Origin of the sequence: Sphingobium sp. SA2, from assembly GCF_032227065.1 — a bacterium.
Lineage (GTDB): Bacteria > Pseudomonadota > Alphaproteobacteria > Sphingomonadales > Sphingomonadaceae > Sphingobium.
Genome location: NZ_JAPMXX010000006.1, coordinates 470807 through 486605, shown reverse-complemented (window position 1 = coordinate 486605; position 15799 = coordinate 470807). Strand labels below are relative to the sequence as shown.

Sequence of the window (15799 nt, the reverse complement as noted above, 5' to 3'; positions counted from 1 at the left end):
ATGTCATTCCGCACCGTAGTCAAGCCGCTCAACCTCTTCGTCGGGAATGCCAAGGTTGTGCATTACCCGATGCCGTATCCCGATGGATCGCCGCAAAATCTAACCGGTCGCACCTTTGTATGGGTCGCGCGCCGCCGCATCTTGCCGACACCGCTGGTCGATCCCGTTCAAATGCGGCTGTCGGGAGACGGATATTATGTGACTGCGCCGATCGCTGCCGACGTGGTGAACCTCATTCACGAGAGGGGTGCTGGCTACCTGCTGGAATTCGATGTGATCGAAACCACCCATGGCGCATCATCGTCCCGTTGGACGGGTGATTTGTGGGTGAAAATCAGCGCCGAATTGCCCAGCGAAACCGACGCCGAGCCGTCCTGGTTGGACCTGCCCTATGCGCAGATCATCGCCATGGCCGACACCTATGTGATCAGCGAACACGGGGCCATGGGACCGGGACTGGAGCAGCGGCTAAAAGATTTGGGCGACATTCCAGAGGCAATCCCGGAACTGGCCCGCGACAAGATACGCGCATGGGGTGCGGAGGGTGGCGCTCCTTTTGCCGCGACGGCGGAAGTGAAGGCGGCCGAGGCCGTGTCGGCGGCGCAGCAGGCGACCTTGGAACGTAGCGACGCAGAAGCGGCCGCTCAGTTGGCTGGCACCTATGCTACCGGATTGCAGGCGCGTGGCCCGTTCTATCCGTCGGCGGAAGCCGGGTTGCTGGCGACGGATGTAAACGAGCGTTTCAGCGTGGCGGTCCCCGGCGCACGCGCGGTACTGATCTACGACCATGCGATGATTAGCGGTGAAAGCGTTGCCGTCTATGTCAACAGCATCACATCCGATGAGCTGGTGAGGCCGCTCGTCGATACGATCAATGTCACCAGCGCGATGGCCGATGGGATTTACGACCGCTTCGGCTTTCCAAAATTGGGCTTTTACCGTGGCGAGCCGATCGCATCCGGCTTTTGGATTGGTCGCTTTCGTGCAGGCGAGGACGCAGATGGCGTGACGTTTGGTGACGACGTGATGCTGCGCACGCGGGGTGTGCGATCGGGTGATGACCTCTTCCGCGCGGGCGGCGCAGGGCCGTTGGGGATTGATGATCGGTTCGGCTTCAGTCGCGCAAGCTGGCGCGGCGGGCCGCGCGGCAGGTCGCTATCTGTTCAAGACGGCCTGCAGGTCGACGGCGCTTATCTTGAGGCGACGAATACGCCCGGCTTCGACCTACGTGATCGCTACGGCTTTGGCGGGACGGTCGACGGTGGAGCGACGAGTGCCCCCGCGACGGGGACCGACTATGCGGCGCGGGACGCGGCCAATGTCGCTTTTTCCCAAGCCCGTCAGAATGATTTGCTGCCGATGATCCAGCAAATCGTGCGCGGCAAAGTGAATATCATACTGACTTATGGACAGTCGCTCGACCGTGGATCGCGTGGCTATCCTCCTTTGACGACCGCGCAACCCGGCTACTCTGACACCCATGTCTATTCGTTAGGTGAGGCATGCCGCCCGACCAATTCGACCAGCACCACCTATGGTCCGCTCACTTCCGGCGCGATTTATCCGCTGCTGGCCGTTGCCCATAATGACGCTGGAACGATCCTAAACAGTGCGGCTCTTGCCGCGATTGGACCCGACACTGCCGTGCCAGGAGAAGGGTCGGCTATCAGCGCCACCTACTGGCTGCGCCAGCAGTGGCTGGCGTCGGTCGGCTTGGATGAAGATGCAACGACCCCGTTCATTCTCGTGACATGCGGTGTCGGTGGGCAGTCGCTTGCGTCTTTGAGCAAGGGGGCGACGCCGAATTACTACAACCGTATCATCAGCGCTCTGACGCAAATTCGCGACCATGCCTCATTCGTAGGCGAAGAATTTTCCGTTGCTCTCGTTAAATTCACTCAGGGCGAGCAGGACTATGCGAACGGCACTGGCGGTGCACATCCCACCGTCGCCAGCTACATGGCGGGCGTCCAACAGCTTCGTAACAATATCAATGCTGACATTGAGGCCATCTTCGCCAACGGTCAAAAGCCTCCCGCGTTCTTTCTGTCACAAACGAGTGGCCAGATGACCACTGACGCAACCAACCTGCACGTCGGCACGGCGCAATTGCGGTTGGTCAATGAAGTGAACGGCTTCTTTCCGGTTGCGCCAAATTATCCCGTTATCGACGTAAACAGCGCCCATCCTGACAACAACGGCTATCGCTGGCTGGGGCAGTATGAAGGCCGGGCCTGGTCGCAAGTGCTGGTTCATGGTCGCCGTCCGAACATCATATATCCCCGCCGAGCAACCTGGGATGCGGCGACCGGGGAAATCATCATTGATCTTGTTTCTACGGGCGGGCCGATCAGCGCGGGTCAGCCATGGGACGGCTTGGCGCAGGTCAGCCTCACCGACCTAGGGATCGTCGCGAAAGATGGTGCCACCCTTATCGGCATGTCCAACGTCCGCTTCGTCGGCGCTATGACGATCGCCGCTACGCTCAACGTCAACCCGTCCGCCGTCCCGCTGATCCAGTTCGGCAACAAAGCCAATAGCAATGGGTACACCGGCATTCGCTGTCCATCCGCGATGATAGCGCCGGAGGCTTACACCTTCGTGCCGAGCGCTGGCCAAGACCCTGCGGCAGATATCCCGGCTTTGGTCGGAAAACCCTACAATCTAGACGACTGGTGCTGGTGCGCCTCAATCCAAGCGGAGGAAATCTAATGGGCTTTCGTGCTACTATCGACAGCGACATCAACTGGAGGACGGCTCCCACGCTGACCCTGCCTTCCATGCGAGGGGCGCGCGCAGCGAACGCCTATGGCATAGGTGCGGACCCGCTGCGTAATCTGGTCGATCCGACAAAGCGGCGGCGGGTTCGTGGTGCATTGCCGATATTATACGATGAATATGCACGCTTTACACCGGGATGGCCCTCAACGGCCAAATCCCTGTGGAGCGGGGTGGAGGCTACCCCTGAATGGACATGGCTGATGATCGCGCGCCTGGTGCTACCGGACGTAGCCGGGAACGCCATGTTGTTCAGCAATACCAGCTCAATCTGGCCACAGACAGGTGCGGCGATCACTGGCCAGGCTATGTTGCTATTGAACGAAACAGCCAACAACAATCTGGCGCGCCTACGCAGTCAATGCTCGGTGCATGATGGAGCAGCTCCGCCTGTCGTCACGACGCAAGCGGCCAGCATGCCAGACTATAATGCGGCGACGGCGGGATGGCAGATTTTCGTATCACGCCGCGACGCCAGCGGACGTCTTTACACCCGCATCATGGGGTCAAATCTGGATGAAGCAGTGACTGACCCGGAACCAAAGGCCGTCGCGCTGGGCGGAGAGATCATCATAGGCAGCCAGACGAATGCGGCGGCGACGCTGTCGTTCGATTGCGCCTTCGATTTCCAGGGCGACAAAAGTTGGACCGAGAATGAACTGGTCGATAACAGCGCCACGCTGGCCGAGTGGGCCACGGTCCATAAGGGGCTCAGTATAGATGCGCCGAACGGCATCTGACACTTCCGTCCCCCGCCGATCAGGCGGGGGGCAAGGGGTGCGCTAACACCCCTTTACCGCAGGATTGCACCCTGCATCTCAGCGCTGATCAGGCGCAGTCGATCCCCGCCACCGGGCACCCCGGCGGCTAGGGCTTTTGAGGTGCAAAGATGAAGAATATCGAAACGCTATCCCCGATCGCGCCGGTTCGGCCGGTGGCGGGCTATATCGGCGGCAAGCGCGCGCTGGCGAAGCTGCTGGTGCCCATGATCGGGGCGATGCCCCACGATTGCTATGTGGAGCCGTTCGTCGGCATGGGCGGCGTCTTCTTTCGCCGCGACTCCCGACCGAAGGCCGAGGTCATCAACGATATCTCGGCCGATGTGACCAATCTGTTCCGCCTACTCCAGCGCCACTATCAGCAGCTGCTCGACGTGCTGAAATGGCAGATCGCCAGTCGGGCCGAGTTCGAACGGCTGGTCCGGGTCGATCCCGATACGTTGACGGACCTGGAACGGGCCGCGCGGTTCCTGTTCATCCAGCGCTTGACGTTCGGCGGCAAGGTGATGGGCCGGTCTTTCGGCACCGGCACGACCAGCGGCGCGCGGTTCGACCTAACGAAGTTGGTGCCGATGCTGGAGGACGTCCACGAGCGCCTGTGCGGGGTGACGATCGAGCGGCTGTCTTATGACCGGCTGATCCCGCGCTACGACCGGCCACATACGCTCTTCTATCTGGACCCGCCCTATTTTGGCTGCACCAACGACTATGGACGCGATGTGTTTTCAGAGGGTGATTTCACGCTTCTTAGCGACCTCTTAAAGGCTTTGAAGGGGCGCTTCATCCTGTCGATCAACGACGTGCCGCAGATCCGCGAGATGTTCGCCTGGGCGTCGATCGAGCCGGTCGAGCTGAACTATCGAGTGAGCGGGAAGGTGACGGCGGCGCGGGAGTTGGTTATCACGGGCCATTGAGACTGGGGGGACACGGCGTGGCTAACGATCTGTTTGTAGTGGAGCTAAATCGAAGCGACGGCGCGTCGGTTTTCTTGTACCCGCAAAAGGTTGTCGAAATCGCGCTTTTGGTTGAGCGGCTCATCACATCGACGCGCGTTAGCCGACAGCCTGAGCTTGAGACCGTCGCCCTAATAGCAGGTGTGAAGCAAGGCAGTCTGCTGCTTGCCTACAAGATTTTTATGGCTCGGCCTGGTGTCCGCGAGAGGAGTGACATGATTGAACACACGCTGATGGCAGCGGACGTGTTGAGCTATGCCTGGACTGCAATCGCGTTTGTCGGCACGCATGTCGGACTTCTCACGGCGGTGCCTCCAGCATTGCCTTACACCCAGGAACTGAGTGTTCCAATTGCTGACCACACTACCGCGCAGATCGACGCCTGCATTCAGGGATTCGTCAAAGTCGCGATGGAAGCCGAGTGCGACTCCTGCACGTTGCATATCCCCGACGTCGGAGCCTACCGCATGGACTTCAGCAACATTCGATCGAAGGCTGTTCTCGGTAGGCTAGCCCCCAAAATAGACCTGCCAAAGCTACGCGGTAACTTAGAACTGGTGCTAGAGAACGAGACGCTCAAGGGCGTTTGGAAGCGTTCGAACGGTCAAAATGATCCCGTTGAGTTGCTTGTCGGGACGTTAGGCGTGGGAGTTGATTACATACCTGTGTTGGTCAAATGGAATTCAAAGCGGCCGATCCCTCAGCCTCGCGCCAGCCCCTCCCACGTCGTAGGCAAGCTGCACCCCATTCAAGACACCGTGTTTGAACCGAGCGAACCGGTTTCACCTGATATCCAACGAATTCCTGCGCTGCTGATCGTCGATGGGCTTTACGCAGCAGAATGACATGGTGTGAGTGCTATAAAAGCTCTTGTCCCGAACTCTAAAACCTTCTGTCGCGCTTCAGGGGGTGCTTGGATGGTACGCCACGGTGGCGGTTGCGGCGAAAACCCTCGGAAAATCGCTACCTGCAACGGTGTGAACTTGCGCCCTGTGACCCTGCCGTCGCGCCGCGACGTCTGGACGCCTTATGCGCGCATCGACTCCAGCGCCTTGGCGACGGCCAATATACCTTCGGGCGCGGCGGCGAAGCCCATATGGGTGCAGTCGACCTCGATCGCCTTGTCGCGCTCGCCGCTGCGGCCCTTGGCGCATTCGGGCAGGATCACGCCGTCGCGCTGCGACCACAATGCGACCGTGGGCACCGGCGGCTTGACTTCGCGGGTGCAGGGGAAAGGCGGCTTATCGACCGGGAAGCCCGATACGAGCTGATAGAGCCGCCAGGCATGATTGGCGCGCGGGTCGCCGGAAAAGGGCGTGCCCAGCGTCACCACGCCGCCGACCTTGTGCGTCGCATATTTGGCATATTCGCGCGCATACAGGCCGCCGAGGCTCCAACCGACGAGCGTCACCGGCCCGCCGCCTGCACGCCGAATGGCATCGACGCGGCGGTCGATCTGGTCGAGGCTGTCGGGTTTAGGCCCATAATTGCGGCCCATCGCCCAGTCATGCGCGGCATAGCCCGCTGCGGTCAAAATCTGCCGCATGGCGTCCATCCGCCGTTCGGACGCGAGCAAGCCGGGGATCAACAATATCGAACGACCATCACCCTTGATCTGCTGCGCCAGCGCGTCGGCCTGCGCCTGGGTCCGGGCAAGGTCGCGGGGGAGCGACAGATTGCCGAGCAGATGCGACAAGGACGGGCGCACCGGCGCGGCTGGCCCCGATGCGAAACGATCTTTCCAAAAACTGCTGACGGTTTGAGCGTAAGGTGGCACGAGAACAAGAATCCCAGGCCCATTCGGGCAAAGATGACGTTATCGTGACAAACACTGCGCGCGTCTATTGGTTTCGTCTTATGAGACGAACGGTTCGTCGCTGTTACGGTTCAGGGCGTTGGAGTGACCGGGGTGACGGGCGCGGGATCAACGGCCTGCAAAGGGCGCGGTTCCAGGATCGCGGCGGTTTCGATGAGGTCCAGCGCGCGCCGCGCTTCGAGATAGCGGCGCGCAAATTGCAGCCAGCGATCGGCAGCGGCCCGGCCGGGCATCCGCTCCACTTCGGCCAACGCCGCGCTCACCCGCCCGCCGTCGAGATAGCGCACGGCCCGCTCCAGCGCGGCCTGGGGCCGGGGCGAGGGAGTCGAAGCCTTGCGAATCGTCACCAATTCGCGCGCTTCATGGGCGATGGCATCCCACCAGTCGCTTTCCACCGGCGGCGTGGTCAATCGATCGCTCAGGTCAGTGAGGCCGACACGCAAATCGGCCAGCGTCACCGGTTCGCGCGCGGCATTGATGATGGTGGCGACGGCGCGGGGCTGGGCTTGGCCGAAACGGGAGCGCAACTGCGCCTCGATATAGCCGAGCGGCCCGCCATTATCGAGCGCGCGGCGCGCCGCGAAAGCGATCAGCAGCCCTTCGGCACGGGCGGCATTGCCCGATGCGGCCTGCGCCTCGACCGTGATGCGGGTCAGTCGTTCGTCGAGCGCGGCGACGCGGGCGTCGAGCATCTGCGCGCTGCTGGCGGTGAGCGCGCCGGGCGCGACGGTCGGGGATGGGGTGCCGACCTGCGGCACGACGGCGACGGGTCGGGCCGATTGGCCGTTCCAGCGCTTCTGAATCTGCGGCCAGGCCCAGGCGGTCAGCGCGACGCCGATCAGGAAAGCGAGCAGCATCAACGTCACCAGCGGCAGGGTGCTGCGCCGACGGGCAGGGGGCGGGGTCACGGGGATACTCCTATCGCCGTCCGCGTCGTGCATGCTGACCCTTTCGCCTGTCATTGTCCCGTCATTCGCACAAAGAAAGGGCGAGGGCCAGCATGTCGTCATCGACCGGCTGGTGCGGCGCGGAAAGGCTGGCCCAGCCGCTGCCGCAAGCGGCCAGCGCGGCATGGCTGATCGCCACGATATGCAGTTCGCTCCGCTGATCGAGCGGGATGCGTTCGGCCAGCCGCTCGCCTGCACGCGGCGAATGGACGAGCAGGATGGCGCCGGGGATGGCGTCACGCAGCAGCGCCGGGTCGGGCGGCAGGCTGACCATCGTGTAGACCGCGATCCGGGTGAGGCGCAGCGGTCCAGCGTCCATCGGTGCGACCGTCGTACCTGCCAGATGGAGGACGGCGCGATGGCCATCCGCCGCGATCCGGGCGGCAATGGCGCTGGCGTCGCCCTCGCCACAGGTCACGTCGACAAAGCCCGCTTCCTGCAACGCCGCCGCCGTCGCCGCGCCGACAGCATAGGTCGGGAGCGCGCGATACGCGGCCAGTCGCGGCCCGGCCAGCCGCACCGTATTGGCGCTGGTCAGCAGCAGCGCGTCGAATCCATCGGCCGGGGGCGCGACCCAGTCGAGCGGCAACGGCGCAAACAGCGGATGGCGCAGCACGTCGAAGCCGAGGCGCGCGGCCTTGTCCGCCGTCCTGCCCGCCGCCGGTTCGGGGCGCAGGATGATGAGCCGCCTCACCCTTCGAACCCTCACCCTTCGAACAAGGCCCGCAGCGCCGGGCTGGCCTGCTCCAGCAAAGCACGGCCGACCGCCTGCGCCACCACATCGTCGCCGCGCGCCAGCCATGTTTCCTGGGCCACCGTTTCCTGCCCGTCGGGGCTGATGATCTCGGCGCGCAAATATAGGCCGTCGCCGTCCACCACCGCCAGTGCGGCGATCGGCGAATGGCAGGTGCCGCCCAGCGCCTTCAACACCGCGCGTTCGGCCGCGACGGCATCGGTCGTGTCGATGTCGCTGATCACCGCCAGCATTTCATGCAGCGGTGCATTGTCGGCCAGCGCCTCGATCCCCACCGCGCCCTGCGACGGAGCGGGCAACATGGTGTCGATCGGGATGGTCACGCCGACATCACTCTGGTCGAGCCGGTCGAGGCCCGCCGCCGCCAGCAGCGTGGCATGGACTTCCCCCGCCGCCAACTTGGCGAGGCGGGTGGCGACATTGCCGCGAAACAAGGTGATGGTAGCGTCGGGGCGCAGCCGCATGACCTGCGCGGCGCGGCGCGGCGAGCTGGTGCCGACGATCGGGTTGGCGGGCAGCGCGTCGAAACTTTCCACCCCTACCAGCTTGTCGCGCACATCAGCGCGCGGCAGCATCGCGGCGATCTGGAAGATGGCGGGGCGGATCGTTTCGACATCCTTCATGCTATGGACGGCGAAGTCGATCTCCTGCGCGACCAGCGCGCGCTCCAGTTCCTTGGTCCACAGCGCCTTGCCGCCGATATCGGCGAGCGCCCGGTCCTGGATCCGGTCGCCGCTGGTCTGGACGGTGACGATCTCGATCGCGTCCTCCCCCCAGCCATGGGCGGTGATAAGCGCATGGGCGGTCATGTGCGCCTGGGCCAGCGCAAGCGGGGAGCCTCTGGTGCCAAGGCGCAACGGTCGATCGGACAAATACATATGCGGCTTGCTCTAATGACCACGGGCTTTAGATGGAAGCGGCAATGACAATCATCCTTGGCCTGGAATCGAGCTGCGATGAAACCGCAGCGGCGCTGGTGACGGCCGACGGGCGGATATTGGCCCATCGCCTGGCGACGCAAGAGGAAGCGCATCGCCCCTATGGCGGCGTCGTGCCCGAAATCGCGGCGCGCGCGCATGTCGAGGCGCTCACCCCCCTGATCGCGGCGGCGCTGGCGGATGCGGAAATGACCTTGGCTGATGTCGATGTGATCGCCGCGACCGCCGGACCGGGGTTGATCGGCGGCGTGATGGTGGGCCTCGTCACCGGCAAGGCTCTGGCCCATGCGGCGGGCAAGCCCCTGATCGCGGTCAATCATCTGGAGGGCCATGCGCTCTCGCCGCGCCTCGCCGACCGGACGCTGCAATTTCCCTATATGCTGCTGCTGGTATCGGGCGGCCATTGCCAGATTTTGCTCGTGCGCGGGCCGGGCGATTATGCGCGGCTGGCGACGACGATCGACGATGCGGCGGGCGAAGCGTTCGACAAGACCGCCAAGCTGTTGGGTCTGGGCTATCCCGGCGGGCCGCTGGTCGAAAGGGCCGCCGCGCTGGGCAATGCGAAGGCGGTGCCGCTGCCCCGCCCGCTGGTCGGCACGGCCGAGCCGCATTTTTCCTTCGCAGGTCTTAAAAGCGCGGTGATGCGCGCGGTCCAGTCTGGACATTATTCGACGCAGGATATCGCCGCGAGCTTCCAGCAGGCAGTGATAGACTGCCTGATCGACCGCACCCGCTGCGCGCTGGGGTCGGGCGAGCCTGTGACGGCGCTGGTTGTAGCCGGGGGCGTCGCCGCCAACCAGGCGATTCGCGGCGCGCTCGAAGCACTGGCGACCGAGCATGACCTGCCCTTCGTCGCGCCGCCGCTCTGGCTTTGTACCGACAATGCGGCAATGATCGCCTGGGCCGGGGCAGAGCGCTATGCGGTGGGGCTGGTCGATGATCTGACTTTCCCCGCCCGGCCGCGCTGGCCGCTCGACCCGGCAGCGGAAAAGGCGCGCGGAGCGGGAGTGAAGGCATGAAGGCGGGGGTCATCGGAGCAGGAGCCTGGGGCACGGCGCTGGCACAATTACTAGCCGCCGACGGGCAGACGGTGCGGCTATGGGCGCTGGAGACCGAGGTGGTCGACGCGGTCAATGGGTCGCAGGAAAATCCGCTCTATCTGCCGGGCATCCCGCTCTCGCCCTCGATCGCCGCGACCGGCGCGATGGCGGATATGGCGGATTGCGACCTGTTGCTGGTGGTCAGCCCCGCCCAGCATCTGCGCAGCGTCGTGGCGCAGGCACCGGCAGGCGTGCCGCTGCTGCTCTGTTCCAAGGGGATAGAGGCGGGCACCAGCCTGCTGATGTCGGAAGTCGCGCAACAGGCGCAGCCCCAATCGCCGATCGCCGTGCTGTCCGGCCCGACCTTTGCGCATGAAGTGGCGCGCGGCTTGCCGACCGCAATCACGCTGGCCTGCGAGGACCGGACGCTTGGCGAACGGCTGGCGGCGCGGATCGCCCGACCGGCTTTCCGCCCCTATCTGTCCGACGATGTGATCGGCGCGGAGATTGGCGGCGCGGTCAAGAATGTGCTGGCGATCGCCTGTGGCGTGGCCGAGGGCGCGGGGCTGGGCCTCAACGCGCGGGCGGCGCTGATCAGTCGCGGTTTTGCCGAAATGACGCGCTTTGGCCTGGCGCGCGGCGCGCGGGCGGAGACGCTGGGCGGGCTGTCGGGACTGGGCGATCTTGTCCTCACCTGCTCCTCCACCAATTCGCGTAACTTTTCGCTGGGCAAGGGGCTGGGCGAGGGACAGGCCGCCGCCGACCTGCTCGCCAACCGCCGCACCGTGGCCGAAGGCGCGTTCACTGCGCCAGTGTTGCGCGCCGCGGCGCACGCGGCAGGGGTCGAAATGCCGGTGGTGGACGCGGTGTGCGCACTGCTGGCCGACGCCGTGCCGCTCGCCCAGGTCATCGACGCGCTGCTCGCGCGTCCGTTGCGTCCCGAATAGCCGCCGCGCCGCAGCCCTATATTGTCTACAGATAATCCCACGGGTCCGTCCCTATCGCCCGCTGCCGTCGCGCAGAGCGATCAGGATGATATCGCCGCCCTGGCCAAAGGCGGGCGGACCAATATCTTCGGCTTCCTGCTGCGGCTCGCGGCGCGGCTGCCCTTCCTGTTCATCGCCGGGCGCGTCTATGGTGCCGAAGCGCTGGGCCGTTTCGCCTACGCCGTGCTGGTGGTGGAATTCGTCGCGCAGCTCGCCACGCTGGGGCTGAAGCGCGGGCTGGCGGGCGCGCTCAGCCAGACCGAACGGCCGCATAATCATGTCGTGACCGATGCGATGGTGCTGACGCTGACCGCGTCGCTGCTGGGCGCGGCGCTGTTGCTCGTCTTTCCGCAGGCGATGTTCCCCAATAGCGGCATTAATGGCCTCGACCGGTTGCTGGCGCTGATCGTGATCGCGGTTGCCGGGTCCGACGTGGCGCTGGCGGCCTGCGCCTATCGGTTCGATGTCGGCGCGACGGTGCGGGCGCGGGCGATCATCGAGCCCTGGACGATCAGCATCGCGGTCTTTGCCTTTTCCTTCTACTCCCGGCGGGACGGCCTGATCATGGCCTATGCCATGGCGATGAGCGCGGCGTTGATCGCCTCGCTGATCCCGATGGTGCGCCATTATGGCTTGCCAACGGGCTGGCGACCCAATTTTCCGCGATTGTGGCGGATGGCCCGGCGCAACCTGCCGCTGGCGGCCGCCGATGGCGTCGAGTGGGGGTCGCGCCGGTTGGACATGGCGATATTGGGGCTGTTCGTCAGCCCGGCGGTGATCGGCGTCTATTATGTCGCGCAGCAGGTCGCGTCGTTGCCGCAAAAGCTCAAGACCAGTTTCGATCCGATATTGGGGCCGGTTATCACCCGCAATCTGGCCGAAAACAACCTGGTCGGCATTGCGCGGCAGGTGAGCCAGGTGGGTTTCTGGATCATCGCGGCGCAGGCGGGGATTGCGCTCGCGCTCGCCATTCCGGGCGAAGCGGTGATGGGGCTGGTCGGTCCCAATTTCGTCGCGGGCACCGGGGCGTTGGGCTTCCTGCTGCTGGCGGAGGTCATTGCGGCGACGGCGGTCGTCAGCGAATCGGCGCTGGTCTATATTGCCCGGCACCGCAATCTGATGATCTCGCTAGGCATGATCGGGTGCCAGGCGGGGTTCAGTTTCGCGCTAATCCTGGGCGCGCGCGCGATAGAATTGCCGCCGATGTGGCTGGCGGCGGCACCGGCGCTGGCGCTGTGCCTGTCGCTGGGCATCGGGGCGTTCGTCAAGGCGCGGTTGCTCTCGCGCTTGCTGGGTGCGCCGATCAATGCCTGGCGCTGGTCGCTGCTGAGCGCGGCGGCGGTCGCCAGTTTGGTGGGTGCCGCGGTCACTGCCCTGCCGCCCCGGTTCGAATGGGTCGAGCTGGCGGTCGGCATTTGGGTGATTTTGGGGGCCTATGGCTTCGTCATCTGGCGCTGGGGCTTTGGCTCCGAAGACCGGGCGCTGTTTCGGAAGAAAAAGGTGGATTGAACGGACGGAGGGGCAACACCCCTCCGTTTTTCTGTTCGGTCAGGCGAAGAGTTTGTCGCGGATGATGCCGAGGTCGGCTTCCGGGCGGGCGCCCCAGTGGGAGATGACTTCGGCGGCGGCGGCGGCACCCAGCGCCAGGCAATCCTCAACCCCGCGCCCGTCGATATGGGCGGCCAGGAAGCCTGCGGCGAACAGGTCGCCCGCGCCGGTGGTGTCGATGATCTCCGTCACCGGCGCGGCGGGCGCTTCGTAACGGACGCCATCGACGATCGCGACCGCGCCCTTTTCACTGCGGGTCGAGACCAGCACCGGCACCTTGCCCGCGAACAGCGCCAGCGCCTTGTCGAAGCCCTCGACCGCGGCGAGCGATTGGATTTCGCCCTCGTTCGAGAAGAGGATGTCGATCTGGCCATTGTCGATCAGGTCGAGGAAATCGGCGCGGTGGCGGTCGATCACGAAATTGTCGGACAGGGTGAAGGCGACCTTGCGCCCGGCACCGCGTGCAGCGTCGATTGCGGCGCGCATCGCGGCGCGCGGCTGTTCGGGATCCCAGAGATAACCTTCGAGATAGAGGATGCCGGCCGAGCGGATGAGGTCGAGGTCGAGCGCCGCTTCGGGCAGGAATTGCGAGGCGCCCAGGAAGGTGTTCATCGTGCGCTGCGCATCGGGCGTCACCAGGATCAGGCAGCGCGCGGTTGGGATATCGCCGGTGGCGGCGGGCGTGTCGAACCGGATGCCGAGCGCGCGGACGTCATGCGCGAACACGTCGCCCAACTGGTCGTCATTGACCTGGCCGATGAAGCCGCAGCTTTTGCCGAGCGCGGCCAGGCCCGCCAGCGTGTTGGCGGCCGATCCGCCGCTGATTTCCTTGGCCTGGCCCATGTCGGCATAAAGGCTTTCCGCCATGTCGGCGTCGATCAACTGCATACCGCCCTTGGTCAGCGCATGTTCGGCGAGGAAGGCGTCATCGCTGCGCGCCAGAACGTCGACGATGGCGTTGCCGATGGCGACGACATCCAATGTGGGGGCGGGAGAGGTCACGCAAATTCCTTGGGTCAGAGAAGAAAGAAAATCCCGCCGTCTCTATAGGCGCGGCCCGTGCGGTGCAACCGGGGCTGATGGAGGCGGCGATGAGAGGGGGCGATTGACGGCGATGGCTGGGGCGCGGATAGTCGCCCCATGTTCCTGACCGCTGCGCTGCGCGCTTTCCCCTCTCTCTTCCATGGCGCGGCGTTGCGGCTGTTGTTCAAGACGCTGACGCTGACGCTGCTGATCTTCGCGGCGCTGGGCGGCGGCATATGGGCGGGCTTTCATGCGCTGCGGCTCCATTATGGCTGGGGTGGGGGCGGTTTGGCCGAAGCGACGGCGACCGCGCTGGCGGTGGTGGCGCTTGGCTGGCTGTTGTTCCGGGCGACGGCGATGGCGGTGATGGGCCTGTTCGCCGACGACATCATCGAAGCGGTCGAGCGCCAATCCTATCCCGATGCGGCCGCCACGGCGCGGCCGGTCGGTTGGGCGCGGAGCGGACGTTATGCGCTGGCCTCGGTGCGCCGCACGCTGGGGTGGAATTTGCTGGCGCTGCCCGCCTATCTGCTGCTGCTGGTGACCGGGGTGGGGACGATCGGGCTGTTCCTGGCGCTCAACGCCTATCTGCTGGGGCGCGACATGGCCGATATGGTCGAACCGCGTCATCCCGCGCTGCCGCCGATCGGGCGGGGCAGCCGCTGGCTGATGGGGCTGTTGTCGGCGATCGCCTTCCTGGTGCCGCTGGTCAACCTGCTTGCACCGATCTGGAGCGCGGCTATGGCGGTGCATATGCTGCATGGCCAAAGGAAATCCGCATGACATCCCTGCGTCTTGCACTGGCAGCGCTGCTGTCGCTGCCGCTTGCCGCCTGTGGCGCGGGCACGGTGGTCCCGCGCATCGGCACACCCGCCCCCGCCGGTCCGCCCGCCAGCGCCTTTGCCAAGCAAGGCCCGCTGATGGGGTCGGATGCGGGCGCGCTGACCCGATTGTTCGGCACGCCCCGGCTCGACATTCGCGAAACCACGGTGCGCAAACTGCAATTCGCCAATGGCCGCTGCGTGCTCGACGCCTATCTCTATTCGCCCGCGCGGGGGAAAGAGCCGGTGGTGACGCATGTGGACGCCCGGACGCCGACCGGATCGGACGTCGATCCGGCAGCCTGCGCGACGGCGCTGCGCGCGAAATAATCGGCCCGATCTCCATCGGTTTTCATTCCAGCCTATTAAACGCCACCACGTCCGCTTGCACAGCGCCGGCGAGCGTAAGCAATTCTGCTGGAAAGAGCGACAGGTCATGATCGCGGCTGCGACCGATCGTCGTTGGACGCAGCAAATCTTGCGGAAGGGAGATGGTCGGCGGTAGCCCCAGAAAGCGCCTCAATCGAGGCCAATACCATTCGGGCTTCCTGCAGTATTCTTCATAGGAAATGGCGATAAAGCGATCACCCATGTGCGCTAAGCCATAGTCAAGTGCGGCGCGGTTCGCTGCTATCCAATAGCGCAATTGGTGCAGCGGCAACGGGGTATCAGGCCCTTGGGTGAACCCGTAAATATGGCTCCAATGCCTAGCCTGCCAGGTGTTGGCGCTGAACGCCATGTCAAGCCCGTCGCGGACAACATGAATATAGCGCATGTGCGGAAAGCGCGCGGCAAGTTGCGGCAGGAAGATATGCGTGTTCGGTTCTTTCCAACCCCATAATTGATCTGCCATCAGGTTTGCTGGCCCACTATCGATCAGACTGTCTGCGTCTTGACCGGTTGCGCCACATCGCCATGTTCCAAGTGGCGGCAGATCGGCGCGCAGTTGCTGCAAAAGGGTGCGTTCATCGGGTGTCAGGGAGTCGCGCAAGCCCGAGGTCATGGCGCGCATGAAAAGATCAGCCGCCGCGACCACTTCATTGGGGTTCGGCGCAGTGCGGCTCCATGCGGCTCGTTTGAAAAGGACGGTGAACCAAAGATTGTCGAGCGGTTTGTTGAGCCGTCGACCAAGGGCGATTCCTGCGGCCTGCAAAGTGGCGGCAAAGACCCGCGTGCCGGAGCCTCCCAACCCACCGATGGCCACCAGAGGCTCTGCGCATATCAGCACTGTCATGGACTCCCTGAGAATGTGCGGCGAGGTGGTTGAGCTTCTTTACGGATCTTTCGAGTGTGAAGTGAACCCCTGCCGGCGCCGAAATCGGGATTTATGCAATGCTGTACGACATCAAGGCTTTTCATCTTCTAATTGTCGGGTCTAGATGAGATCAGAATTGGCTCTTGCTTATGCTCCAGATG

At 64.4% G+C, this 15799-nt stretch carries 15 protein-coding genes; 9 read left to right on the top strand and 6 right to left on the bottom strand.

Annotated elements, in window-relative coordinates; translation table 11 throughout:
• The 4 genes from OVY48_RS09840 (at position 1) to OVY48_RS09825 (ending at position 5355) form a co-directional block, all read left to right on the top strand.
• A complete protein-coding gene (locus tag OVY48_RS09840; RefSeq protein ID WP_313922723.1) occupies positions 1–2712 on the top strand; it encodes a hypothetical protein in 2712 nt (903 codons plus the stop codon).
• A complete protein-coding gene (locus OVY48_RS09835) occupies positions 2712–3518 on the top strand; it encodes a hypothetical protein (RefSeq protein WP_313922722.1) in 807 nt (268 codons plus the stop codon). The genes OVY48_RS09840 and OVY48_RS09835 overlap by 1 nt, the downstream gene beginning before the upstream one ends.
• Positions 3519–3667: 149 nt before the next feature.
• A complete protein-coding gene (locus OVY48_RS09830) occupies positions 3668–4471 on the top strand; it encodes a DNA adenine methylase (RefSeq protein WP_313922721.1) in 804 nt (267 codons plus the stop codon).
• Positions 4472–4488: 17 nt separating this feature from the next.
• Positions 4489–5355 (top strand): hypothetical protein, encoded by an 867-nt coding sequence (locus tag OVY48_RS09825; RefSeq protein ID WP_313922720.1) that lies wholly within the window; start codon positions 4489–4491, stop codon positions 5353–5355.
• 182 nt (positions 5356–5537) lie between these two features.
• Here the strand turns inward: OVY48_RS09825 and OVY48_RS09820 are convergent, their stop codons facing one another.
• From OVY48_RS09820 to hemC, 4 genes are all read right to left on the bottom strand, one after another.
• Positions 5538–6287, bottom strand: a complete 750-nt coding sequence (locus OVY48_RS09820; RefSeq protein ID WP_313922719.1) for an alpha/beta hydrolase — start codon at positions 6285–6287, stop codon at positions 5538–5540.
• A gap of 110 nt (positions 6288–6397) precedes the next feature.
• Positions 6398–7288 carry a hypothetical protein gene (locus tag OVY48_RS09815; RefSeq protein ID WP_171899238.1) on the bottom strand — a complete coding sequence of 297 codons (891 nt, stop codon included), beginning with the start codon at positions 7286–7288 and terminating at the stop codon, positions 6398–6400.
• Positions 7289–7295: 7 nt separating this feature from the next.
• Positions 7296–7967, bottom strand: a complete 672-nt coding sequence (locus tag OVY48_RS09810) for a uroporphyrinogen-III synthase (protein WP_313922718.1) — start codon at positions 7965–7967, stop codon at positions 7296–7298.
• Between the two features lie 11 nt (positions 7968–7978).
• On the bottom strand, positions 7979–8905 hold the full coding sequence (hemC, locus tag OVY48_RS09805) for a hydroxymethylbilane synthase (protein WP_313922717.1): 927 nt from the start codon (positions 8903–8905) through the stop codon (positions 7979–7981).
• Between the two features lie 44 nt (positions 8906–8949).
• Between hemC and tsaD the strand changes: the two genes are divergently transcribed.
• Genes tsaD through OVY48_RS09790 form a run of 3 tightly spaced genes read left to right on the top strand, consistent with a single transcriptional unit; the run spans position 8950 to position 12500 of the window.
• Positions 8950–9984: a tRNA (adenosine(37)-N6)-threonylcarbamoyltransferase complex transferase subunit TsaD gene (gene tsaD / locus OVY48_RS09800; RefSeq protein ID WP_313922716.1), complete on the top strand. Its 1035-nt coding sequence runs from the start codon at positions 8950–8952 to the stop codon at positions 9982–9984.
• Complete coding sequence (locus tag OVY48_RS09795) at positions 9981–10952, top strand: NAD(P)H-dependent glycerol-3-phosphate dehydrogenase (RefSeq protein ID WP_313922715.1); 972 nt, start codon at positions 9981–9983, stop codon at positions 10950–10952. The genes tsaD and OVY48_RS09795 overlap by 4 nt, the downstream gene beginning before the upstream one ends.
• A 21-nt stretch (positions 10953–10973) precedes the next feature.
• Entirely contained in the window at positions 10974–12500 is a 1527-nt protein-coding gene (locus tag OVY48_RS09790; RefSeq protein WP_313922714.1) for a lipopolysaccharide biosynthesis protein, read from the top strand.
• A gap of 39 nt (positions 12501–12539) precedes the next feature.
• On the opposite strand, the gene OVY48_RS09785 is transcribed toward OVY48_RS09790, so the two are convergent.
• Entirely contained in the window at positions 12540–13541 is a 1002-nt protein-coding gene (locus OVY48_RS09785) for an adenosine kinase (protein WP_310227411.1), read from the bottom strand.
• A 138-nt stretch (positions 13542–13679) separates the two neighbouring features.
• Between OVY48_RS09785 and OVY48_RS09780 the strand changes: the two genes are divergently transcribed.
• Together OVY48_RS09780 and OVY48_RS09775 are read left to right on the top strand one after the other, a co-directional pair.
• Positions 13680–14345, top strand: a complete 666-nt coding sequence (locus tag OVY48_RS09780) for an EI24 domain-containing protein (protein ID WP_313922713.1) — start codon at positions 13680–13682, stop codon at positions 14343–14345.
• Complete coding sequence (locus OVY48_RS09775) at positions 14342–14713, top strand: hypothetical protein (RefSeq protein ID WP_313922712.1); 372 nt, start codon at positions 14342–14344, stop codon at positions 14711–14713. Before OVY48_RS09780 ends, OVY48_RS09775 begins: the two co-directional genes overlap by 4 nt.
• 22 nt (positions 14714–14735) lie before the next feature.
• On the opposite strand, the gene OVY48_RS09770 is transcribed toward OVY48_RS09775, so the two are convergent.
• Positions 14736–15617 (bottom strand): sulfotransferase, encoded by an 882-nt coding sequence (locus tag OVY48_RS09770; protein ID WP_313922711.1) that lies wholly within the window; start codon positions 15615–15617, stop codon positions 14736–14738.
• Between the last annotated feature and the right edge of the window lie 182 nt (positions 15618–15799).